The sequence below is a fragment of the Micromonospora sp. WMMD967 genome (assembly GCF_029626165.1).
Classification (GTDB): Bacteria; Actinomycetota; Actinomycetes; order Mycobacteriales; family Micromonosporaceae; genus Micromonospora; species Micromonospora taraxaci.
Genome location: NZ_JARUBK010000001.1, coordinates 7,243,376 through 7,267,303, shown reverse-complemented (window position 1 = coordinate 7,267,303; position 23,928 = coordinate 7,243,376). Strand labels below are relative to the sequence as shown.

The following is a 23,928-nucleotide window of genomic DNA, read 5'->3' as shown; positions in this document are numbered from 1 at the left end:
GACAAATGTGGCTAAGAGGGGGTGAATGGGTGTCTGGTGCGCGCCTTGATCGACTTGTCTTCGTGGGAAACGGGGGTGTCTCGTCGCGGTGATGGGCCGGTTTCTCGAAACGCGAGTTGATCACCGCTCCGCCCCGGTGCTCGGTGCCCACGCCTCGTGCTCGGCGCTTGGCCTGATCGACTCGGGTTCCTGAAAGTCGGGGCGTCCTGTCGCGTTGATGCCCCGGTTTCCTGAAAGGCGAGTCGATCACCAGGCCAGGCGGGGCGGGGGGTCAGGCGGCGTCAGGCGGGGCCCGGGGTAGGCGGGGCGAGGGCTATGCGGGGCGAGGGTCAGGCGGCGTCAGGCGGGGCCCGGGGTAGGCGGGGCGAGGGCTTTGCGGGGCGGGGGTCAGGCGGCGTCAGGCGGGGCCCAGGGGCAGGCGTGGCCGGGCGGCGGGGTGGGGGCGAACTGGGCGGGGGTGGGATCAGGGCGGCGGGATGGACGATCTTGCCCCGTGGCTCGCGGCTCGTGGCTCGCGGCTCGCGGCTCGTGGCAGAACGGCGATGTGGCGGTGTCCGGACGCCCGGAACACCGCCACATCGGCGACCTTGTGTGGATCTTGCAGACGAGATCGGCCACTGCGCGGTCGGAGGGCGCTTGCCGACGCCTCCGGACGACGCGGGCCGGTGGTGCCTCGGCCGGTCGGATCAGCCCTTGGCTGCCTGCGCCTGGAGCTGCCGGAGGTTGTTCAACTCGGACTGCTGGGTGGCCTTCATGGTCTTCGCCACCCGCAGCACCTCGTCGTTGTCGGTCTCGCCGAGCGCCGCGTCGATCATGTGGATGCCGCCCAGGTGGTGGGCGTACATCAGGCTCAGGAACTGTCTGTCGACCTCGATGCCCCGCGCATCCCGCAGGGAGGCCATCTGCGCCGGTGTGGCCATGCCCGGCATCAGGCCGTCCTTGACGGTGGCGCCGTCGGACATCCACGACATCGGTGGCTGCGAGCCGGTGGGGCTCAGGTCCCACTCGCGGAGCCACGTCTGCATGGCGCCGATCTCGCCCTGCTGCCCGGTGGCGATGTCGACGGCGATCTGCCGGACCTCGGGAAGGGTTGCCGACCGGTACGCGATCAGGCTCATCTCCACCGCCTGCGCGTGGTGGGTCGTCATGTCCCGGGCGAAGCCCGCCTCGACCGACGAGTCACCGGGCCGGGTGAGTCGGGGGGTGAGCAGGCCGCCCGCATACCCGAGGAGCAACCCCACCACCACCATGATGGCGAGCGCCACCACGCCGTAACGCGCCGGCTGGGCCCGGCCGCCCTCGTCCGGGGCGGCCGGGATGTCGTCGTACTCGCTGTCGGTGGTGGTGGGGGCGGTCATCGGGGTCCTTACTGGGTGGGCTGCTGCTGGAGCTCACGCGGCGTGGTGCCGGTGGCGGTGATGCCGGTGTTGCACAGCGCCGTGGGGCCTTCGACCGAGGCGTTGACCCGCAGGTCCTTGATGAACTCGTCGATCCGCGAGTCGTCGGCGTTGTCGACCTTGAGTTGGTAGCCCCACGCCTGGAGGGAGATCGGCTTGTCCAGACCCTCGTAGGGGCTCATGAAGGTCTTCTCGACGCCGCGCACCTTGCCGGCGAGCTTGTCGACCTGGTCCTTGGGGAGGTCGGGCCGGTAGGTGATCCAGACGGCGCCGTGCTCCAGGCTGTGCACGGCGTGCTCGTTGGCGATCGGGGCGTCGTAGACGTCGCCCATGCAGTTCTGCCAGGCGGCGTTGTGCACGCCACCCACCGGCGGCGAGTAGTTCCAGGTCAGCGGGCCCGACTTGTGCGACTCGTACTTGAGGCTGTCGGGGTCGGACTTGCGGATGTTCGCGATGCCGTCGATGGCGTTGGCCCGCTTGTCCCACGGCTTGGAGCCCTGGAACGACGCCCAGGCGCCGTACCCGATGATGCCGGCTGCCAGCACGCCGACCGCGACGAAGAGCGCGATCGGCCCCCAGGCGCGGCCCTGGGTCACCTTGACCGGGGTGACCGGCTTGCGCGGGCCCTTGCCGCCGGCCCGCGGGGAGCCCGCCGGCTTGCCCGTCGGCTTGCCGGAACCGGCCTTGGCGCCGGACGCAGGCCGGCCCGCTGCCGGCTTCTTGCCGGTGCTGACCACGGTCGGGCGGCGCTCCGGGCCACCCGGGGTGCTGATGCTCATCGTGCCTCGTCAAGTCGGTCGGTCAGGGGAGTGGCGGGCCGGATGACGCGCAGGGGAGCCGCCGAGTGCCCGAGTCTACCCCCGATAACATGGTTGGGTGACTCCTGCAGAACTAGCCTCGGTCGTCCTTGCCGCCGCCCACGCCGTCTTCGAGCAGCGTGGGCTCGACCGCGCCGCGTTGCCGACGAGCACTGTGGTGGAGCGACCGCGCAACCCCGAGCACGGCGATTACGCCTCGACGCTCGCTCTGCAGTTGAGCAAGAAGGTGGGCGTGCCGCCCCGGGAGCTGGCGACGGCCCTGGCCGACGAGCTGGGTCGGGCAGCGGGTGTCAAATCGGTGGAAATCGCCGGGCCGGGCTTCCTGAACATCCGGCTCGACGCGGCTGCCGCCGGTCAGCTCGCCCGGGTGATCGTCGAGGCCGGCGCGGAGTACGGCCGCAGCGACCGCCTCGCCGGCGAGAAGATCAACCTGGAGTTCGTCTCGGCCAACCCGACCGGCCCGGTGCACATCGGCGGGGTCCGTTGGGCGGCCGTCGGTGACGCGCTGAGCCGGCTGCTGCGTGCCACCGGGGCCGACGTCGGCACTGAGTACTACTTCAACGACGCCGGTTCGCAGATCGACAGGTTCGCCCGGTCGCTGCTGGCCGCCGCCAAGGGTGAGCCGGCGCCGGAGGACGGCTACGGCGGGGCGTACATCGCCGAGATCGCCACCGAGGTGCAGGCCCGCCGGCCGGAGGTGCGATCGCTCGACGACGACGCCGCCCAGGAGGTCTTCCGGGTCGAGGGCGTCGCGTTGATGTTCGACGAGATCCGCTCCTCGCTCCGGGACTTCGGGGTGGAGTTCGACACCTACTTCAACGAGAAGGATCTGCACGACCGGGGTGAGCTGGACCTGGCGCTGAACCGGCTGCGCGCGCAGGGGCACCTCTACGAGTCCGAGGGCGCCACCTGGTTGCGCACCACCGACTTCGGCGACGACAAGGACCGGGTGCTGCGCAAGTCCAACGGCGAGTGGACGTACTTCGCCGCGGACTGCGCCTACTACCTGGACAAGCGGGAGCGCGGCTTCGAGCGGGTCGTGATCATGCTGGGTGCCGATCACCACGGCTACATCGGCCGGATGAAGGCCATGGCCGCGTGCTTCGGCGACGACCCGGAGCGCAACCTGGAGATCCTCATCGGGCAGCTGGTCAACCTGCTGCGCGACGGCGCTCCGATGCGGATGAGCAAGCGGGCCGGCACGGTGATCACCCTGGAGGACCTGGTCGACGCGATCGGGGTGGACGCCGCCCGGTACGCGCTGGCCCGCTACTCCAGCGATTCCCCGATCGACATCGACATCGAGCTGTGGACGCGGGCGACCCGCGACAACCCGGTCTACTACGTGCAGTACGTGGCCGCCCGGACGGCGGGCGTGGCCCGCAACGCCGCCGAGGTGGGGCTGGTTCCGGGTGACGCCGACGCGTTCCGCCCCGAGCTGCTCGCCCACGAGAAGGAGAACGAGCTGCTCAAGGCGCTCGCCGAGTTCCCGGCGGTGGTGGCGACCGCAGCCGAGCTGCGCGAGCCGCACCGGGTGGCCCGCTACCTGGAGGAGGGCGTCGCTGCCTCCTACCACCGGTTCTACGACAACTGCCGGGTGCTGCCGTTGGGCGACGAGGAGGTCACCGACCTGCACCGGGCCCGGCTCTGGCTGAACAACGCCACCCGCACGGTGATCGCCAACGGCCTTCACCTGCTCGGCGTCTCCGCACCCGAGAGGATGTGATCGCGTGCGAGCGCGAGGAGTGAGCTTGCGAGCCCCGCAGTCGCGAAGCGGAGACAAGTAATGAGGGCTCACGAGGCGGGGGCGCTACACGCGGACATCAGCAACCGGGGGCCGGCGTGGCTGCGTACCCCGGAGGACGTTAACGCCCTGCTGCCCACGCTGTGGCCGCGCAGCGTGACGCGCGGCGCGGACGGCGCGGTCGCCGTCGCGGGCCTGAGCGTCCGCGACATCGCGGCCGAGTTCGGCACCCCGGTGTACGTCCTCGACGAGGACGACCTGCGGTCGCGTTGCCGTGACTTCCGGGCGGCCTTCCCGACCGAGGACGTCTTCTACGCCGGCAAGGCGTTCCTCTGCCGGGCGGTGGTCCGGATGATCGCCGAGGAGGGCCTGCACCTGGACGTCTGCAGCGGTGGTGAGCTGGCCACCGCGCTCTCGGCCGGGATGCCGCCGGAGCGGATCGGCTTCCACGGCAACAACAAGTCGGTCGCCGAACTGGGCCGGGCGTTGGACGCCGGGGTGGGCCGGATCATCGTCGACTCGTTCACCGAGATCGACAGGCTCACCGCGTTGGCCCGCGAGCGCGGCGTGCGGCCCCGGGTGCTGGTCCGGGTGACGGTGGGCGTCGAGGCGCACACCCACGAGTTCATCGCCACCGCCCACGAGGACCAGAAGTTCGGCTTCTCGCTGGCCGGCGGCGCCGCCGCGAACGCCGCCTTCAAGATCCTCGACGAGGGTGTGCTGGAGCTGCGTGGCCTGCACTCGCACATCGGCTCGCAGATCTTCGACGCCAGCGGCTTCGAGGTCTCCGCCCGCCGGGTGCTCGCCCTCCAGGCGCAGATCCGTGACGCGCGCGGGGTGGAGCTTCCCGAGCTGGACCTGGGCGGCGGCTTCGGCATCGCGTACACCACGCAGGACGACCCGGCCACCCCGCAGGACCTGGCCAAGCGACTGCGCAAGATCGTCGACTCGGAGTGCGCGGCGGAGAACCTGGCCGTGCCCCACCTGTCGATCGAGCCGGGCCGGGCCATCGTCGGGCCGGCCGTGTTCACCCTCTACGAGGTCGGCACGGTCAAGACCCTCGACGGCATCAGGACGTACGTCAGCGTCGACGGCGGGATGAGCGACAACATCCGTACCGCCCTGTACGACGCGTCGTACTCGGCCACGCTGGCCTCGCGGGCCTCGACGGCGCAGCCGTTGCTCGCCCGCGTGGTGGGAAAGCACTGTGAGTCCGGGGACATCGTGGTGAAGGATGAATTCCTGCCCGCCGACGTGCAGCCCGGAGATCTTGTCGCGGTGCCCGGCACCGGTGCGTACTGCCGCAGCATGGCCAGCAACTACAACCATGTGCCGCGTCCACCGGTGATCGCGGTACGCGACGGCCAGGCACGCCTGATCGTCCGGCGGGAAACCGAAGAGGACCTGCTCGCATTGGATGTTGGATGACGTCACCTGTGCGCTTGGCGCTGCTCGGCTGCGGCACTGTCGGCCAGGAGGTGGTCCGCCTGCTGCACGAGCAGTCGGCCGACCTGGCCGCCCGGGTCGGCGCTCCGCTGGAGATCGCCGGCATCGCCGTACGGCGGCTCGGCCGCGACCGGGGTGACCTGCCGGTCGACGAGAGCCTGTTCACCACCGACGCGCTCGGGCTGATCAAGCGCGACGACGTGGACGTGGTGATCGAGGTGGTCGGCGGCATCGAGCCGGCCCGCGGCTGGCTGGTCGAGGCGCTGCGCGCCGGCAAGAGCGTGGTCACCGCCAACAAGGCGCTGCTCGCCGAGGACGGCGTGGCCCTGCACGAGGCGGCGGCCGAGGGCGGCGGCGACCTCTACTACGAGGCGTCCGTGGCGGGGGCCATCCCGCTGCTGCGCCCGCTGCGCGAGTCGCTGCACGGCGACCGGATCAACCGGGTCACCGGCATCGTCAACGGCACCACCAACTTCATCCTCTCCGCGATGGACGCGACCGGCGCCGGTTTCGCCGAGGCACTGGAAGAGGCAACCGCACTGGGGTACGCGGAGGCCGACCCGACCGCCGACGTCGAGGGCTTCGACGCGGCGGCGAAGGCGGCGATCCTCGCGTCGCTGGCGTTCCACACCCGGGTCGGCGCGGCGGACGTGCACCGTGAGGGCATCACCGAGGTGACCGCCGCGGACATGGCCAGCGCCCAGGCGATGGGCTGCACGATCAAGCTGCTCTGCATCGCGGCCCGGGGTGTCGACCCGACCGGCCGGGAGACCGTCAGCGTCCGCGTGCACCCGGCGATGATCCCGCGCAGCCACCCACTGGCCAGCGTGGGTGACGCGTTCAACGCGGTCTTCGTGGAGGCGGACGCCGCCGGGCAGTTGATGTTCTACGGCCGGGGGGCCGGGGGTGCGCCGACCGCGAGCGCGGTGCTCGGTGACGTGGTCGCGGTGTCCCGCAACCGGCTCGCCGGGGTGCGCGCGGCCAGCGAGAGCGCGTACGCGGACCTGTCGGTGCGGCCGATGGGCGAGGCGTTGACCCGTTACCACGTCAGCCTCGACGTGGCCGACCGTCCGGGTGTGCTGGCCGCGGTGGCGGGCGTGTTCGCCCGGCACGACGTGTCGATCGCGACAGTGCGGCAGGGCTCCGCGGGTGGGGCTCCCGGCCGGGACGGCGACGCGGAGCTGGTCATCGTCACCCACGTGGCACCGGACGCCGCGCTCGCCGCGACGGTGGGTGAGCTGCGCGGTCTGGACATCGTGCGGTCGGTGACGAGTGTGCTGCGGGTCGAGGGCGGCGCCTGAGTCGTTGGACCATCGACGGGGCTGCTCGCGCGTCCCGCCAGGTGGGTAAGCCCGGGTCTGCCCTCGACAGCTGGTGCAACGTGGTCCAAGGTGGCCCCGACGAGGTCGGCGCACGATGCCAGAGGCGAGGAGAGCGACATGTGGCGGGGTCTGATCGAGGCGTACCGGGATCGGCTGCCGGTCACCGAGGCCACGCCGGTCGTCACGCTGCATGAGGGGAACACCCCGCTGTTGCCCGCGCCGGTGCTGTCCGCCCGGATCGGCTGCGACGTGCACCTGAAGGTGGAGGGCGCCAACCCGACCGGCTCGTTCAAGGACCGGGGCATGACCGTTGCGGTGTCCAAGGCGGTCGAGGCCGGCAACAAGGCGATCATCTGCGCCTCCACCGGCAACACCAGCGCCTCCGCTGCGGCGTACGCGGCGCGGGCCGGGCTGACCTGCGCGGTGCTGGTGCCGCAGGGCAAGATCGCACTGGGCAAGCTCGCCCAGGCGCTGGTGCACGGCGCGAAGCTCCTCCAGGTGAGTGGCAACTTCGACGACTGCCTCGCCCTTGCCGCGAAGCTGGCCCAGGACCACCCGGTCGCCCTGGTCAACTCGGTCAACATCGACCGACTGCACGGCCAGAAGACCGCCGCCTTCGAGATCGTCGAGGCGCTCGGCGACGCACCCGACATCCACTGCCTACCGGTCGGCAACGCCGGCAACATTTCCGCCTACTGGATGGGATATTCCGAGGAGCGGGACGCCGGCACCACCACCCGCACGCCGAAGATGTACGGCTTCCAGGCCGCCGGGGCGGCCCCGATCGTGACCGGCAAGGTGGTGCCGGAGCCGTCGACCATCGCCACGGCGATCCGGATCGGCAACCCGGCGAGCTGGACCAAGGCGCTGGACGCCCGGGACACCTCCGGTGGGCTGATCGCCGCCGTGACCGACCGGGAGATCCTCTCCGCGTACCGGCTGCTCGCCCGGGAGGTCGGGGTCTTCGTCGAGCTGGGCAGCGCGGCGAGCGTCGCCGGCCTGCTCCAGCAGGCCGCGGCGGGCGCGGTGCCGCCCGGTTCGACTGTCGTCTGCACCGTGACCGGCCACGGTCTGAAGGACCCGGAGTGGGCGATCTCCACGGCGCCGGCACCGTTGACCATCGCGAACGACCCGATGGCGGCTGCCCGGGCTCTCGACCTGGCCTGAGCACGCCACCGGCGACGGTGGGCCGCCCCCGGGGGGCGGCGGGGGTTCCGGTGATCGAGTCCGGCACACTTTCACGTATCCCCGCCCGCATTCTCGTTCAGGAGTGAACCAGGCCGATGTCGCTGCTCGCCAGATTCAGCCTCGCCAACCGAGGGCTGATCGCCCTCATCGCGGTGGTGACCACGGTGTTCGGAGCGTTCGCCGTACCGTCGCTGAAGCAGCAACTGCTGCCGTCGCTCGAGTTCCCGGCCGCGTTCATCGTGGCCGCCTACCCCGGTGCCGGTCCCGAGATCGTCGAGTCGCAGGTGACCGAGCCGATCGAGAACGCCCTCCAGGGCATCCCGGGGCTCGACAAGATCACCTCCACGTCCCGCGAGGGGTCGGCCACCGTCCAGGTGACGTACGAGTTCGGCACCGACCTGGACGACGTGGTCAACAAGATGCAGACCGCGTTGAGCCGGATCGACGCCCAGCTGCCGGAGAGCGTCGACCCGCAGGTCATCGCGGGTAGCACCGACGACCTCCCGGCGGTGGTGCTGGCCGCCGCCGGCACTGCCGACGGGCGGGCGCTCGCCGAGAAGCTGCGCGCGACGGTCGTGCCCGAGCTGGAGGGCATCGAGGGGGTACGCACCGTCGAGGTGACCGGCACCCGCGACGACGTCGTGGTGGTCACCCCGGATCCGGCGAAGCTGGCCGCCGCGAAGATCCAGCCGACGGCGATCGGCGCGGCGTTGAAGACCAACGGCGTGGCGGTTCCGGCCGGCGCGGTGACCAGCGGGGCGTTGGCCCTTCCGGTCCAGGTCGGCTCGCCGATCGGCACCATCGAGGACCTGCGCGGCATCGTCGTCGCCCCGGGCGCGGCACCCGTGCGGCTCAGCGACGTGGCGACTGTCGAGCAGCAGCTCGCGCCGGCCACCGCGATCACCCGTACCAACGGCAAGGACAGCCTCGGCATCGCGGTCACCGCCTCGCCGGACGGCAACGCCGTGCTGATCTCGCACGAGATCCGCGACCGGCTCGCCGACCTGAAGGACGCCTCCGGCGCGGAGTTGACAGTCGTCTTCGACCAGGCGCCGTTCGTCGAGAAGTCGATCGAGTCGCTGACCACCGAGGGCCTGCTGGGCCTGGTGATGGCGGTCATCGTCATCCTGGTGTTCCTGCTGTCGGTGCGCTCGACGGTGGTCACCGCCGTCTCCATCCCGCTCTCCGTGCTGGTGGCGCTGATCGTCCTGTGGATCGGTGACTACTCGCTCAACCTGCTCACCCTCGGCGCGTTGACCATCGCGGTGGGCCGGGTGGTGGACGACTCGATCGTGGTGTTGGAGAACATCAAACGCCATCTGGAGTACGGCGAGGAGAAGCGGCACGCCATCATCACCGGCGTCCGCGAGGTCGCCGGCGCGGTGACCGCGTCCACCCTCACCACGGTGGCGGTGTTCGCGCCGATCGCGCTGGTCGGCGGGTTCGTGGGTCAGCTCTTCGCGCCGTTCGCGATCACCGTGACGGTGGCGCTGCTCGCCTCGCTGCTGGTCTCGCTGACCGTGATCCCGGTGCTGGCGTACTGGTTCCTCAAGCCGCGCGGCGGCACCGCGGACGACGAGGCGGTGCGGCGCGACGCGGAGGAGAAGGAGCTGCGCAGCCCCTTGCAGCGGGCGTACCTGCCGGTGATCGGCTTCGCCACCCGCAAGCGGTCGACCCGCTGGATCACCGTCGGGCTCGGTCTGCTGGTGCTCTTCGGCACCTTCGGTCTGGCGCAGAAGCTGGAGACCAACTTCCTGGACGACTCCGGCCAGGACACCCTGAACATCAGCCAGGAGTTGCCGGCCGGCAGTGGCCTGGCGGCCACCGACGAGGCGGCCAAGCAGGTCGAGTCGGTGCTGTCCCGCACGGAGGGCGTCGAGACGTACCAGGTGACCGCTGGCGCCGGGGACAACCCCTGGGCGGGCGGCGGCGGCAACAACGTCGCGAGCTGGTCGCTGGCGCTCAACGGTGACACCGACGCCAAGCAGATGCGCGAGGTGCTGCGTAAGGAGTTCGACAAGCTCGGCACGAGCGTGGGTGAGATCAGCTTCGGTGGTGGGCAGGAGGCGTCGACCAGTCAGCTCGAGGTCATCGTCCAGGCCAGCGACCCGGAGGCGCTGACCCGGGCGGCCGAGGAGGCGCGGGCGGCGATGGCCGGTGTGCCGGACGTCGAGGACGTCTCCACCAGCCTGGCCGAGCGGGTGCCGAGGGTCGACGTGACCGTCGACCGGGTCGCCGCCGGTCGGGTCGGGCTCACCGAGGCCGCTGTCGGGCAACTGGTGTCGCAGGCGTTCCGGGGTGCGCCGCTCGGGCAGGTCGCGCTCGACGGTCAGCAGCAGAACGTGGTGCTGCGACTGGGCACGAAGCCGCCGGTGACGGTGGAGGAACTGCGGGCACTGCCGGTGGGGCCGGTCAAGCTGGACGACATCGCTGACGTCACGCAGGGCGAGGGGCCGCAGCAGGTCACCCGGATCGACGGTGAGCGCAGCGTGTCGGTGACCGGCACGGCGACCGGGTCGAACCTGGGCGCGACGAGCAAGGAGTTGCAGAAGCGCCTGGACGGCATCGACGTCCCGGGTGCCAGCTTCACCATCGGTGGCGTCAGCGCGGATCAGGCCGACGCCTTCGGTGACCTGGGCCTGGCGGTGCTGGCCGCCATCGCGATCGTCTTCCTGATCATGGTGGCCACGTTCCGTAGCCTCACCCAGTCACTGATCCTGCTGATCTCCATCCCGTTCGCGTCGACCGGCGCGATCGGCCTGCTGCTGATTACCGGGACGCCGCTCGGCGTACCGGCGCTCATCGGTGTGCTGATGCTGGTCGGCATCGTGGTGACGAACGCGATCGTCCTGCTCGACCTGATCAACCAGTACCGTGCGCAGGGCATGGGGGTCCGGGAGGCGGTGGTCGAGGGCGGCCGACGCCGGCTGCGTCCCATCCTGATGACCGCGGTGGCGACCATCTTCGCGTTGCTGCCGATGGCGCTCGGGTTGACCGGCGAGGGCGGCTTCATCTCGCAGCCGCTGGCGGTCGTGGTGATCGGTGGTCTGCTCAGCTCGACGGTGCTCACGTTGATCCTGGTGCCGACGCTGTACACGATGGTGGAGCACACCAAGGAGTCGCTGCGGAGCCGGCGTGATCGGCGGCGTTCGGGCGAACCGGTGGTGGACGGAGCGGAGGCCGACGAGGCGGCCGCCCCGAACCAGGTCGCGGTGCCCAGCGGCGCGCCCGCCCGGGCGGCGACCGAGGGTACGCTGCCGGCCCCGCGCCCCGCCCCGTCGGGCGCGTTGGTGGAGGGCACGGACCAGTTCGAGGTGCTGCGGCTGCCCCGTAGTCGTACCTCGCCGCTGCCTCCGTCGGAGCCGACCGAGTAGGTCCGACCGCAGCACGGAACGCCCCCGGCAGGGACCTGCCGGGGGCGTTTCCGGCTTCGCCGGCCACGACACTCCGATCCGACCGTGCCTGCACGGCCTGTCACGTCTTGCATACTCCAAGTGATACGTGGAGGGTGCGGGTGACGCAGGACGGGCGGACGGCCGAGGGTGCGCGCGGGTGGGGGCGGCGCGACCTGCTGCGCCGCGGCGTGCTGGTCGCCGGCGGTGTGGCGGTCGGCGCGGGGACCTCCGAACTGTGGTGGAGCACCCACCGACGGGCACCGCTCGCCAGCGGCCCCGCCAGCGCGACCTTCGGCAACCGGCACCAGGACGTCGGCGCCGGCAGGTTGGAGGTGGTCTGGTCGGGGCCGACCCAGGAGCGACTGGTGGCCCTCACCTTCGACGACGGCCCCGCACCACAATGGACGTCGATGGTGCTCGACACCCTCGCCCAACACCGGGTTCCGGCCACCTTCTTCCTGGTCGGAGCGCAGGTCCGGCGGCATGCCGACGTCATCCGTAACCGGCTCGCCGGGCACGAGGTGGGCAACCACAGCTGGGACCACCGGGACCTGGCCGCACTGGACACCACCGAGGCGTACGACGATCTGCGCCGCAGCCACGACGCCATCACCGACGTGACAGGCACGCCACCCCGCCTGCTCCGCCCTCCGTACGGCCACCTGGGCGGGGCGGTGCTGCACGCGGCCGCCCGGCTGGACTACCGGCTGGTGCTCTGGACGCTGCAGATGGTGGAGCGTGAGTTCCCCCACGATCCCGCCGGCCACGCCCGACGCATCGTGGCCGATGTCCGACCGGGAACGATCGTGCTCGGTCACGATGTCGGCGCGTCCCGGCGGCTGGTCGCGCTGCGTGGCCTCGCCGACATGATCAACGGCCTGCGGGCGCGTGGCTACACGTTCGTCACTGTCTCTGCCCTGCTGGGAGCAGGCGTGCCGCCCACACCGACCGGGTAGGGTGCCGCTCCGTGGCGTCCACCCTCTCGGTTCTGACCGGCAATCGGAGCTTCCGCAATCTCTTCCTCGCCGAGTTGGTGGTCTTCGGCGCCGACTGGTTCGTCATGGTGCCGCTGCTGGTCCTGCTGCCGCACCTGACCGGCAGCGGAGTCTGGGGCGCACTGGTGTTGGCGGTGGACACCGGCATCGTGGCGCTGCTGCTGCCGTACACCGGCACGATCGCCGACCGCTTCGACCGGCGGAAGATCATGATCGCGGCGAACGTGGCCGCGCTGGCGGGCGTACTGCTGCTGCTCGGCGTTCGGGGCGCGAGCACCGCGTGGTTGGCGCTCGTCGCGATCGGCGTGGTGGCGGTCGCCAAGGCGTTCTACTCGCCAGCCGCCCAGGCCGCGCTGCCCAACGTGCTGGAGCCGCACGAGTTGGCCGCCGGTAACGCCGTGGCCGGCTCCGCCTGGGGCACCATGACAGTCGTCGGCGCCTCACTCGGCGGGGTGCTCAGCACTGTCGCCGGCCCGTACGCCTGCTTCTGGGTGGCGGCGGTGGGCCTGGCGATGGCCGCGGGCCTCGCCACCCGGATCCGCCGGCCCCTCCAGGCGCCCCGGGACGCCAACCGGCCGGTCCAGCGGACCTGGGCGGCGGTCCGCGAGGCGCTCGGCTACATCGGGCACCGGCCCCGGGTGCTCGCGCTGGTCACCGTGAAGTCGGCCGTCGGCCTGGGCAACGGCGTCCTGACCGTGTTCCCGTTGCTGGCCGGCGTGTACGGCGTGGGCCCGCTCGGCGCCGGTCTGCTCTTCGCCGTACGCGGAGCAGGGGCGTTGGTGGGCCCGATCCTGATGCGCCGGGTGCTGACCAGGCGAGCCTGGCTGCTACCCGGGCTCGCGCTGTCCATGTCGTTCTACGGCCTGTCCTACCTGGGCGCGTCCGTGGCCCGGTGGTTCCCGTTGGTGCTGCTGCTGGTCTTCGTGGCGCACTTCGCGGGCGGCAGCAACTGGGTGATCTCCAACTTCGCCCTCCAGGGTGAGGTCCCCGACCACCTGCGTGGGCGCGTCTTCGCCACCGACATGATGCTCGCGACGCTGGCGATCTCGGTGAGCCAACTGGCGGTGGCCATGGTGGTCGACGTGGTCGACGAGCGGGTCGTGCTCGCCGGCTGCGGGCTGATCACCGTCGTCTACGCCGTCGGCTGGCGGATCGCCACCCGTCGACTCTCGCTCACCGACCCGGCCACCGAACCGGTAGCTGGCGCCGCCGGCTGAACCCGGCACGCCCCGTCCACAGAGCAGATCCACCGGCGCCGAACGAGGTGTGCACAGCGGTGGCGGGTTCCCAGGCTGCGGACGCGCGACCGGATCGTCGGTGCCGGGCCCTAGCATGAGCGCGTGCCGACGAACTTCACCGCCGGGCCGGTCCGTGTCCGGGTCCCCGCGACCAGCGCCAACCTGGGCCCGGGCTTCGACGCGTTGGGTCTCGCCCTCGGGCTCTACGACGACCTGGCCGCCGAGGTCACGTCGGGTGGGGTCCGGGTGACGGTGACCGGGCAGGGCGCCGGCGAGCTGCCCGACGACGACCGGCACCTGGTGGTGCGGGCCATGCGCGCCGGCTTCGACGCGCTCGGCGTCCAGCCCGAGGGGTTGAGCGTGGAGTGCGTCAACCGGATCCCCCAGGCGCGCGGGCTCGGCTCCTCGTCCGCCGCGATCGTCGCCGGGGTGTTGCTGGCCCGCGCGCTCGTCACCGACGGGGACGACCGGCTGGACGAGGTCGGCGTGCTCCGGTTGGCAGCCGAGATCGAGGGCCACCCCGACAACGTCGCGCCCTGCCTGCTCGGGGGCTTCACCGTGGCCTGGTCCGAGTCGACAGGCGCCCGGGCGGTGTCAGTGCCGGTCGCCGACGGGGTGCGGCCGGTCGTCTTCGTGCCGGCGGAACGCGGATTGACCGCCACCGCACGGGCCGCGTTGCCGGTCTCCGTCCCGCACGGCGACGCCGCGTTGACGGCCGGGCGGGCCGCGTTGCTGGTGCACGCGCTCACCACCGACCCGACCCTGCTGCTGCCGGCCACCGTCGACCGGCTCCACCAGGATTACCGCGCAGCTGGAATGCCGGCCACGTCTTCCCTGGTCAGCGCGTTGCGAGCGGCAGGCGTGGCGGCTGTGGTCAGTGGGGCTGGCCCGACTGTGCTGGCGCTCAGCGAGCCTCCGGCTGACGTTCAGGCGGGAACAGACTGGGAGATCTGGCAGTTACCGATAGACGTCAGCGGCGCTCGGGTTGCTCGGGGTAGACTGGGACACGCCGAGCGGGACCCTGTTGCCGCAGGTCGGAAGAGTTGATTACGCTCTAGACCTAGCACAGCCGCGAAGCACGCGATCTCCTGCGGGGCGGCGCACCCCCGAAGCTCTCGGCGGTCAGCCCGTCAACCCCTGCCAAGGCCCACGCCGCGCCGCAGTTTCCACAGGTCGCCGCAGACGGCGAGACCTGCTCACCGACGTTGGTGAGTCGGGATACCACCGGCTGCTGTGTCACAGACTCCCGCGACGCGTCCTTGCGAGGCGGGTGCACCGAGGCCGCCCGGCCACCTGAGTTCCGACTCCGGGCAGTCCCGGCCTTATCGAGGGAAGGAATCCATTGAGCGACACCACCGACGTGACGTCGGATGTTTCCAACGTCGCTGGCGATGCCACCGCAGCCGCTCCCGCCCGTCGTCGGCGTAGCGGCACCGGTCTGTCGGCGATGCTGCTGCCAGAGCTGCAGAGCCTGGCTGCGTCGCTCGGCATCTCCGGCACGGCTCGCATGCGCAAGGGCGAGCTGATCGCCGCGATCTCCGAGCGGCAGGGCGGCAACGCCGCCGGGACCCCTCGACCGCGGGCCGAGGTCGCGGCCGCGGCCGCTCCCACCCGTGAGGGTGTCCGTGCCGAGGTGCGGGAGACCGCCGACCGGCCGGCAGCCGAAGGGCGTGGCGCCGAGCAGGCGTCGGCCGAGCCGGCAGCCGAAACCGAGGGCCGTGGTCGCACCCGGCGCACCCGGTCCGCAGCGGCCGAGTCGCGTGCGGCTGAGTCGCGTCCGACGGAGTCGCGTGCGGCTGAGTCGCGTCCGGCCGAGTCGCGTACCGACGAGGCGGAAGCCACCGAGCGGACCGACCGCGGCGAGACCCGCCGTGAGCGTGCCGAGCGTCCGGATCGTGCCGAGCGGGGCGAGCGGGCCGACCGGGGTGAGCGTGCCGACCGTGGTGAGCGCGCGGACCGTGGCGAACGGGCCGAGCGTAACGAGCGGGGCGAGCGTGCCGACCGTGGTGAGCGGGCCGAGCGCAACGACCGTGGCGAGCGTGCCGACCGTGGTGAGCGGGGCGACCGTAACGACCGTTCGGACCGTAACGACCGTTCGGACCGCAACGACCGGGGCGACCGCAACGACCGCGGCCAGCGTGCCGAGCGGGACAGCGACGACGACGACGGCGAGGGCGGTGGCCGGCGCGGCCGGCGCAGCCGCTTCCGGGACCGTCGCCGGGGACGCGGCGACCGCGCCGAGACCGGTGCTGACACCGGTGGGCGTGAGCCGCAGGTCAACGAGGACGACGTGCTCGTCCCGGTGGCCGGCATCATCGACGTGCTCGACAACTACGCCTTCGTGCGGACGACCGGTTACCTGGCCGGCCCGAACGACGTGTACGTCTCGATGTCCCAGATCAAGAAGTACGGTCTGCGCCGCGGTGACGCGATCACCGGTGCGGTGCGGGCGGCCCGCGAGGGCGGCAACAGCGGCGACCAGCGGCGGGACAAGTACAACCCGCTGATGCGGCTGGACACGATCAACGGGATGGAGCCGGATGAGGCCCGGCGCCGGCCGGAGTTCTACAAGCTCACTCCGCTCTACCCGCAGGAGCGCCTGCGCCTGGAGACCGAGCCGCACATCCTGACCACCCGGGTCATCGACCTGGTCATGCCGATCGGAAAGGGCCAGCGGGCACTGATCCAGTCGCCGCCAAAGGCGGGTAAGACGATGGTGCTGCAGGCGATCGCCAACGCGATCACCCGCAACAACCCGGAGTGCCACCTGATGGTGGTGCTGGTGGACGAGCGGCCCGAAGAGGTCACCGACATGCAGCGGTCGATCAAGGGCGAGGTCATCGCGGCCACGTTCGACCGTCCGCCGCAGGACCACACCACGGTGGCCGAGTTGGCCATCGAGCGGGCCAAGCGCCTGGTCGAGCTCGGGCACGACGTGGTCGTGCTGCTCGACTCGGTGACCCGGCTCGGTCGGTCGTACAACCTGGCGGCTCCGGCCAGTGGCCGGATCATGTCGGGTGGTATCGACTCCACCGCGCTCTACCCGCCGAAGCGCTTCCTCGGCGCGGCCCGCAACATCGAGAACGGCGGGTCGTTGACCATCATCGCCACGGCGCTGGTGGAGACCGGTTCCATGGCGGACACGGTCATCTTCGAGGAGTTCAAGGGCACCGGTAACGCGGAGCTGAAGCTGGACCGGAAGATCGCCGACAAGCGGACCTTCCCGGCCATCGACATCAACCCGTCCGGTACGCGTAAGGAAGAGGTCCTGCTCGCACCCGAAGAGCTGGCCATCATCCACAAGCTCCGGAAGGTGCTGCACTCGCTGGACTCGCAGGCCGCCATGGACCTGCTGCTGGACCGGCTCAAGCAGTCCCGCACCAACATCGAGTTCCTGATGCAGATCGCGAAGTCGACGCCGGGGGAGTAGCCATCCCCGCGTGACCGACGACGAAAGGGCACGGCCGTCATGGCCGTGCCCTTTCGTCATGTGCCTCCCGCGTGCCGATCGGCCGTCGAGGAGCCTGACCCCACCAGGCCTCCCACGCATCCTTTGCTCTGCTTATGCGGAGGCACCAGTGTGGACCGTGAGGGTGGTGCGTCCGCATAAGCAGAGCAAAGGCGGGTGGCAGGGTGGTCGGCCTCGGCGGCCTTGGCGGTCTTGGGACCTCGGTCTCGGCGGCGCGGCGGCAGCGCGAGGCATGCCCGGTTCGGCCGGGGTCGCGGGGGCCGCACCGCCGAGCACGGGCCGGGGCGGGGGCAGGGTGACCAGGTCGTCAGGCTGCGGCGAGGCGGCCGCGTGCCGAGGCTGTGCCTTCTCAGAAGTCGCCGTCGGCAACCTGGAAGACGGTCAGGCCGAGGGCCCGCCACATCTGGACCACCTGGACGCGGTCGTCGAAGACGCCGGCCACCCGGTAACGGTCCCGGATCTCCCGGTCGTAGATCTCCCGCTTCACGATCGAGTCCTTACGTGTGTCGCCGACTGCCCGCATGTGCAGGCCGAGGTGGGGGACCCGGACGTGCCGGGCCAGCCACGCCTCGGTGGCCGCGCGGGCGGAGTCGTCCCTCCCCGAACAGAAGACCACCCCGTACCCGGCGGCGTGCATCGCCCGGACCGCGGCGATCACCGCCGTGTTCGGCTCGTCCTCGCCGACCCGGGTCATGTCGTACGGGCTGCGGGACACGGCCAGCGCGACGGTGCCGTCGATGTCCACCAGGACGATCTCCGCTGGTTCGGTCGACGGCGGATGGACCACGGCGGGGCGTCCGGTGCGGGCCTGCGGCACCGGCAACGGCAGCGCCCGCCCCTCCAGGTAGCGGTCGTGCAGCCGGCGAATCGCCTCCGCGCCGACCTGGTCGGCTGCCGGCCGGGCGGCGTCCCGGCGCAGGCACTCGGCCAACGGCACGTCGGTGAAGTCGTGCACCTCGAAGTCCGCGCCGTAGCGCGCGGCCAGATCGACCCAGCCCCGCAGTGTCCGCGCGCGCAGGTTGGTGTCGTCCACGCAGACGTCCGCGCGGGCCCGCAGCAGCGCCTCGACCTGAGCCCGCTGCACGACTGTCACCTGGGCCTCGGCCCACTGGGTGAAGAGCCGCTCCCCGTGCAGCATCCGGCGCAGGTCGTCGCGGTTGACCCGGAGAACGGACGGCTGGAGGGTACGGGCGAACGTCGTCTTGCCCGAGGCGGGCAGCCCTCGGGTGGCGATCAGGCGGGTCATCGGCGCACCTCCGGCTCGGCGGGCGTACCCCGTTCGGGGTACCCGGCGGCGGTCCGCCGGGTGGGCGAATGCCCCGTCGGGCGGCGGGAATGCGGATGGGGAGGCACGTGTTGACGATGCCGGACGAGGTGTGCGGCCCGATTACCGGGTCGGCTCAGGCCCATGGCACACTGGTCAATCGGCCACCGGTTCCGGTTCACGCCCGAGCCCGTCGCGTACGGCGCGACGAGCGATGACGGCGACCCGGCGACCACCAACGAGAGGACCGAGGCGAGATGAAGGCAAACATCCACCCGGAGTACACGACCACCGAGGTCAGCTGCTCCTGTGGCAACACGTTCACGACCCGCAGCACCGCCAAGGGCGGGGCGATCCACGTCGAGACCTGCAGCGCCTGCCACCCGTTCTACACCGGTAAGCAGCGCGTTCTCGACACCGCCGGCCGGGTCGCGAAGTTCCAGCAGAAGTACGCCAAGGTTCAGGCCAAGAAGGCCAAGTAGCTCCTCGTTCGGCGCCCGTGTCCGGTTTCCCGCCGGACACGGGCGCCGTCCGTGTTTCACCCAGTTTCCGCCCGGCCGTCGGCCAATCCGGCCCGCCGCGCGCCTTCGAAGGAGCATCCGCAGCATGAGCAGCGAGCGTCTGGCCGGCCTCCTCGACGAGTACGCGGAGTTGGAGAAGCGGCTGGCCGATCCGGCCATCCACGCCGACCAGGCCACCGCCCGCAGGGTCGGCCGCCGGTACGCCGAGTTGGTGCCCCTGCACAAGGCCGCGGGTGAGCTGGAACAGGCCCGTGCCGACCTAGTGGCGGCTCGCGAACTGGCCGCCGAGGATCCGACCTTCGCGGGTGAGGCGGAGTCCATCGCCGCGTCCCTGCCGGTGCTGGAGGAACGCCTCGCCGAGCTGCTCATTCCCCGCGACCCGCACGACGCCAAGGACGTGATCGTCGAGATCAAGGCCGGCGAGGGCGGTGAGGAGTCGGCGCTGTTCGCCGGTGACCTGCTCCGGATGTACACCCGGTACGCCGAGCGGCACGGCTGGGTCACCGAGGTGATCGACGCACAGGACTCCGACCTCGGCGGGGTCAAGGACGTCTCCCTGGCGATCAAGACCAAGGGTGTGCCGGACGGCGGCAACGGCGTGTGGTCGCGACTCAAGTGGGAGGGCGGCGTGCACCGGGTGCAGCGCGTCCCGGTGACCGAGTCGCAGGGCCGCATCCACACCAGTGCCGCCGGGGTGCTGGTGCTGCCCGAGGCCGAGGACGTCGACGTCACGATCGACCAGAACGACCTGCGCATCGACGTGTTCCGTTCGTCCGGTCCGGGCGGCCAGTCGGTGAACACCACCGACTCGGCGGTGCGGATCACCCACCTGCCGACCGGCATCGTCGTCTCCTGCCAGAACGAGAAGTCCCAGTTGCAGAACCGGGAGCAGGCGATGCGGATCCTGCGGGCCCGACTGCTCGCCAACGCCCAGGAGCAGGCCGACGCCGCCGCCTCGGACGCCCGCAAGGCGCAGGTGCGGACGGTGGACCGCTCGGAGCGGATCCGCACCTACAACTTCCCGCAGAACCGGATCACCGACCACCGGATCGGCTACACGGCGTACAACCTGGATCTGGCACTCGCCGGTGAACTGGACGGGGTGCTGGACGCCCTCACCGAGGCCGACCGCGCCGCCCGGCTCGCCGGCGACACCGAGCTCACCCGCCGCTGACCGCGGCCGAGCTGACCCGCCGCTGATCGCGGCCGAGCTGACCCGCCGCGGACCGCGCGGGTGATCAGCTCGCGCGGGGGCGGGACTTGGCGCGGAGCATCTCCCGGTCGGCCAGCTCGAAGGCGACGCTGAGCGCGTCGCGTAACCCGCTGCCGCCGGAGACCTCCGCGAAGCCGATGCTCACCCCGACCGGCGTCCCCGGCACCAGCGACTCCCAGTCCTCCAGGCGAACCGCGGCCTCGATCCGGCGGGCCACCTCGGCGGCCTCGGCCATGTTGGTGTCCGGCAGCACCACCACGAACTCGTCACCGCCGTAGCGGGCGACGAAGTCGCCCCGCCGCATCACCCTGTTGATGACGCCGGCGATGCGTTGGAGCACCAGGTCGCCGGAGTGGTGCCCGTGCCGGGTGTTGACCGCCTTGAAGCCGTCCAGGTCGCAGACGCCGATGACCACCCGCTCGCCCCGGGTGACCACGGCGGTGATGTACCGCTCCAGCCGACGTCGGTTGGGCAGCCCGGTCAGCGGATCGGTCAGTGCCTCGCCCTCGAAGCGGGCCGCCTCGCGGCGCATCTCCTCGTGGTCGATCCGGGCGGCGATGCCGTCGATGTAGACGTCGCGCAGCCTGTCGTTGCGCTGGGCGGCGAGCCGGAATGCCAGGCGGTCGGCCCGGTGTGCCGCCAGGTGGTCGCCGGCACGGGTCAGCGCGATGCTGCGCAGCCGGGCCGGCTCGGCTGCCCCGAGCGTCTCGTTGGACACCTGGACGGTGTCCAACCGGGCGACGGCCTCGATCGGCCGCCCGTCGGCCACCGCGAGGCACACCTGGCCGAGTTGTCGCATGTCGCGCGCGCGGGCGCTGTCCCCACCGTGGCTGATCAACCGGGCCGGCTGGACGTCCCCGCTGGTCTCCACGTGGTCGCCGAGCGCCGCCTGCCGGGCCGCCGCGTAGCCGTACGCGGCGAGGCTGCTGGGGCGGAGCTGGCCGGCCCGGCCGGTACGGACGAATCGGGCCAGGTCGGAGGCCACGTCCCGGAGCACCCGTAGGCAGCCGTCGCTGTCGCCGTTGTGGTCCAGTGCCACCGCGTTGCGCAACCGGATGCCGGGCGCGGCGAACGTCTCCTCCGGGATGCCGGCGGTCACCCCGAGCTGCCGGGCCCGCTCGATGGCTCCCAGGGCGTACCCGTGGAAGCTGAGGTAGCTGTAGGCCATCGCCAGGTCGTGCCAGCCCCACGCGGTGTCCCGGTCCGGGTCCTCCACCGCGCCGAGGGCGCGGGCGGCTCTGACGAGGTGCATGACGCAGCGGTCGAGGGCGCCCTGGTGGTGGGCGGCGAGAGCGGCCAGCGCGTTGAGGTGCCCGTGCAGGTACGGCTCGGCGAGGTCGCGGACCGCCGCCGACGCCTCCTCGATCGCGCGGGTGAACTCCGCGGTCCGACCGAGATTGATCAGCGCGGAGAGGCGCTGCACCATGGCGTCCGCTCGGGCCGCCGGGTCGGAGGTGGTGCGGATCACACGCTCCAGGAGGACGTACGCCTCCGCGGAACGGCTGGCCTCCTGCAACGCCCGGGCGCGCGTGAGCGCATCAACCTGGTCATCGACCCGGTCGAGCCAGCCCACCCGCCAACCTCCTGCCGTGCGCCCTTGGCGCACCCGTTCGTCACGTCGCCCGCGACGCTTCATGATTATGTCGTGAGTACTTTGCCGCAACACCCCCCCGAAGGGACAGGTCCCATCCGGCCGTCCGCCGCGGTGGCCCGGGCGGCCCGGGTGCTCGCCGCCGCCGGGATCGGCTCGGCGCGGGCGGAGGCGGAGTTGCTGGCCGCGTACGTGCTCGGGGTGCCCCGGGGTCGGCTGGCGCTCGCCGACGATCTCGACGTCGACCAGGTGGCGCGGCTGGACGAGTTGACGCGTCGTCGGGCCGGGCGGGAGCCGTTGCAGCATCTGACCGGCCGGGCGGGGTTCCGGCATCTCGAACTGTCGGTCGGTCCGGGTGTCTTCGTGCCCCGGCCGGAGACCGAGCTGCTCGCCGGGTGGGGTGTCGAGCAGGCGCGAGGGCTGCCCGACCCGGTGGTGGTCGACCTGTGCAGCGGCTCGGGCGCGATCGCGCTGGCGGTGGCGCAGGAGCTGCCGGAGGCGCGGGTGATCGCTGTGGAGCGGTCCCCCGCGGCGTTGGCCTGGTTGCGGCGTAACGCGGCGGAGCGGGCGAGGGCGGGGGATCGGCCGATTGAGGTGGTCGAGGCCGACGTGACCGCTCCGGATCTGTTGGCGGACCTGGTGGGCCGGGTGGATGTGCTGCTCTGCAACCCGCCGTACGTGCCGGACGCCGTGGTGGTTCCTCCGGAGGTGGCCGGACACGACCCGGCGGAGGCGGTCTTCGGGGGCGCGGACGGTCTGGCGGTGATCCGGCCGGTCGTCACACGGGCGCCGACGCTGCTGCGTCCCGGTGGCGCGTTCGGTGTCGAACACGACGACACGCACGGTTCGGCGGTGCCCGGGCTGCTCGCCGAGGAGGGCGGTTTCAGTGACGTCACGGAGCACCGGGACCTCGCCGGGCGCCCCCGCTTCGCCACCGCGTCCCGACGGGCGGACGGCCAGGACGCCCCGATCGGGGCGGCGTGGCAGACTGACTCCTCGTGATGCTCTACGACTGCCGGTCGCCCGCCGACCGGGACCGCGGCATCGCTGCGGCGATCGAGGCGGTCAAGAACGGCGAGCTGGTCGTCCTCCCGACCGACACCGTGTACGGGATCGGCGCGGACGCGTTCACCCCGTATGCGGTCAAGGCGCTGCTCGATGCCAAGGGCCGGGGTCGGCAGATGCCGCCGCCGGTGCTGATCGGCTCGCGGCACACCCTGGACGGGTTGGTCTTCTCGCTGCCCACTGCCGCTCGTGATCTCGTCGAGGCGTTCTGGCCGGGTGCTCTGACGATCGTGATCGAGCACTCGCCGAGCCTGCAGTGGGACCTGGGCGACAAGACGGGCACTGTGGCGGTGCGGATGCCGCTGCACCCGGTGGCGCTGGAGGTGCTGCGCGAGACCGGTCCGATGGCGGTGTCGTCGGCCAACAAGACCGGGCAGCCCGCCGCGGTGACCGCCGAGGAGGCGCGTGACCAGCTCAGCTACTCGGTGCGGGCCTACCTGGAGGCGGGGCCCTGCCCGGACCCGGTGCCCAGCACGATCGTGGACCTGACCGGTGAGGTGCCGCAGTTGCTGCGGGCGGGGGCGATCCCGTTGGAGAAGCTGCGGGACGTTGTACCGGATCTCGTCGACGGTCGGGGGGTCTGAGTGCCCCCGTTCACGGTTCTGCACGTCTGCATGGGCAACATCTGCCGCTCGCCGATGGCGGAGCGGCTGCTCGCTCTGGCGGTGCGGGAGCGTCTGACGCGGCGTGCGGAGGACCCGGCTCAGGCCGAGGAGATGGTGCACAGCCACAGCGCGGGGACGGGTGGTTGGCACGCGGGCGAGGAGATGAACCCGCCGGCGGCACGACAGGTGACCGGCCGTGGTGGTGACGTCGAGGGGTTCGCGGCCCGCAAGTTGCGCTCGGACCACATCGACGCCGCCGACCTGGTCCTGACCGCGACCGCCGACCAGCAGGAGTACGTGGTGGCGCTGCGTCCGGACGCGGCGGCCCGCACGTTCGTGCTGGGTGAGTTCGGCCGGCTGTTGGCCGCTGTGGACGTCACCGCACTGCCGTCGGCCGAGGCGACCCCGGAGGCGGTGTACGCCCGGGGTGTGGCGTTGGTGGCTGCGGCTCACGACGCCCGGTTGGGGGCGTCGGCGCTGCCCACCGACGATCTGGACGACCCGTGGGGTCGCGGCGACCAGTGTTTCAGCCGGGTCGCCGACGAGATCGAGGAGACGGTCCACCCGCTGGCCGGCGCACTGCTGCCCTGAGCGCGGTGCGAGTTTCCTCCGGGTTTGGGGAAAACCAGGGGCTAAAGGGGCATTCCGGGTCATTCT

The 23,928-nt window shown here is 71.7% G+C and carries 18 protein-coding genes; 14 read left to right on the top strand and 4 right to left on the bottom strand.

Features of this window, described 5'->3' with window-relative positions; all coding sequences use genetic code 11:
* Positions 1-686: 686 nt before the first annotated feature.
* The gene (locus O7631_RS32775; protein WP_278147760.1) at positions 687-1,358 is read right to left on the bottom strand and encodes a DUF305 domain-containing protein; all 672 of its coding nucleotides are present in this window, start codon (positions 1,356-1,358) and stop codon (positions 687-689) included.
* Between the two features lie 8 nt (positions 1,359-1,366).
* Complete coding sequence (locus O7631_RS32770) at positions 1,367-2,176, bottom strand: DUF3105 domain-containing protein (protein ID WP_278147759.1); 810 nt, start codon at positions 2,174-2,176, stop codon at positions 1,367-1,369.
* A gap of 97 nt (positions 2,177-2,273) precedes the next feature.
* On the opposite strand from O7631_RS32770, the gene argS reads away from it, so the two are divergent.
* The 9 genes from argS (at position 2,274) to rho (ending at position 16,973) form a co-directional block, all read left to right on the top strand.
* Positions 2,274-3,941, top strand: coding sequence for an arginine--tRNA ligase (gene argS / locus O7631_RS32765; RefSeq protein ID WP_278147758.1), 1,668 nt, complete (start codon positions 2,274-2,276; stop codon positions 3,939-3,941).
* Between the two features lie 60 nt (positions 3,942-4,001).
* Complete coding sequence (lysA, locus tag O7631_RS32760) at positions 4,002-5,387, top strand: diaminopimelate decarboxylase (RefSeq protein ID WP_088987861.1); 1,386 nt, start codon at positions 4,002-4,004, stop codon at positions 5,385-5,387.
* Positions 5,388-5,395: 8 nt separating this feature from the next.
* The gene (locus O7631_RS32755; RefSeq protein WP_278148094.1) at positions 5,396-6,706 is read left to right on the top strand and encodes a homoserine dehydrogenase; all 1,311 of its coding nucleotides are present in this window, start codon (positions 5,396-5,398) and stop codon (positions 6,704-6,706) included.
* Between the two features lie 138 nt (positions 6,707-6,844).
* Complete coding sequence (gene thrC, locus O7631_RS32750) at positions 6,845-7,894, top strand: threonine synthase (protein WP_278147757.1); 1,050 nt, start codon at positions 6,845-6,847, stop codon at positions 7,892-7,894.
* A gap of 116 nt (positions 7,895-8,010) precedes the next feature.
* Complete coding sequence (locus O7631_RS32745; protein ID WP_278147756.1) at positions 8,011-11,289, top strand: efflux RND transporter permease subunit; 3,279 nt, start codon at positions 8,011-8,013, stop codon at positions 11,287-11,289.
* A gap of 140 nt (positions 11,290-11,429) precedes the next feature.
* On the top strand, positions 11,430-12,266 hold the full coding sequence (locus O7631_RS32740) for a polysaccharide deacetylase family protein (RefSeq protein WP_278147755.1): 837 nt from the start codon (positions 11,430-11,432) through the stop codon (positions 12,264-12,266).
* Positions 12,267-12,277: 11 nt separating this feature from the next.
* Complete coding sequence (locus O7631_RS32735; RefSeq protein ID WP_278147754.1) at positions 12,278-13,522, top strand: MFS transporter; 1,245 nt, start codon at positions 12,278-12,280, stop codon at positions 13,520-13,522.
* Positions 13,523-13,645: 123 nt separating this feature from the next.
* Complete coding sequence (thrB, locus tag O7631_RS32730) at positions 13,646-14,590, top strand: homoserine kinase (protein WP_278147753.1); 945 nt, start codon at positions 13,646-13,648, stop codon at positions 14,588-14,590.
* 295 nt (positions 14,591-14,885) lie between these two features.
* A complete protein-coding gene (gene rho, locus O7631_RS32725) occupies positions 14,886-16,973 on the top strand; it encodes a transcription termination factor Rho (protein ID WP_278147752.1) in 2,088 nt (695 codons plus the stop codon).
* Positions 16,974-17,361: 388 nt separating this feature from the next.
* On the opposite strand, the gene O7631_RS32720 is transcribed toward rho, so the two are convergent.
* Positions 17,362-18,258 carry an AAA family ATPase gene (locus O7631_RS32720; protein ID WP_278147751.1) on the bottom strand — a complete coding sequence of 299 codons (897 nt, stop codon included), beginning with the start codon at positions 18,256-18,258 and terminating at the stop codon, positions 17,362-17,364.
* Between the two features lie 275 nt (positions 18,259-18,533).
* Here O7631_RS32720 and rpmE point away from each other — a divergent pair, with 275 nt between their 5' ends.
* Entirely contained in the window at positions 18,534-18,758 is a 225-nt protein-coding gene (gene rpmE, locus O7631_RS32715) for a 50S ribosomal protein L31 (RefSeq protein ID WP_088987870.1), read from the top strand.
* 124 nt (positions 18,759-18,882) lie between these two features.
* Positions 18,883-19,971 carry a peptide chain release factor 1 gene (gene prfA, locus O7631_RS32710; protein WP_278147750.1) on the top strand — a complete coding sequence of 363 codons (1,089 nt, stop codon included), beginning with the start codon at positions 18,883-18,885 and terminating at the stop codon, positions 19,969-19,971.
* A gap of 64 nt (positions 19,972-20,035) precedes the next feature.
* On the opposite strand, the gene O7631_RS32705 is transcribed toward prfA, so the two are convergent.
* Entirely contained in the window at positions 20,036-21,583 is a 1,548-nt protein-coding gene (locus tag O7631_RS32705; protein WP_278147749.1) for a GGDEF domain-containing protein, read from the bottom strand.
* Positions 21,584-21,655: 72 nt separating this feature from the next.
* Between O7631_RS32705 and prmC the strand changes: the two genes are divergently transcribed.
* The 3 genes from prmC to O7631_RS32690 are packed head-to-tail and all read left to right on the top strand — an operon-like array spanning position 21,656 to position 23,862.
* Entirely contained in the window at positions 21,656-22,603 is a 948-nt protein-coding gene (gene prmC / locus O7631_RS32700) for a peptide chain release factor N(5)-glutamine methyltransferase (protein WP_278147748.1), read from the top strand.
* A complete protein-coding gene (locus O7631_RS32695; protein WP_088987874.1) occupies positions 22,603-23,250 on the top strand; it encodes an L-threonylcarbamoyladenylate synthase in 648 nt (215 codons plus the stop codon). Before prmC ends, O7631_RS32695 begins: the two co-directional genes overlap by 1 nt.
* Positions 23,251-23,862, top strand: coding sequence for a phosphotyrosine protein phosphatase (locus tag O7631_RS32690; protein WP_278147747.1), 612 nt, complete (start codon positions 23,251-23,253; stop codon positions 23,860-23,862).
* The last annotated feature ends 66 nt before the right edge of the window (positions 23,863-23,928 follow it).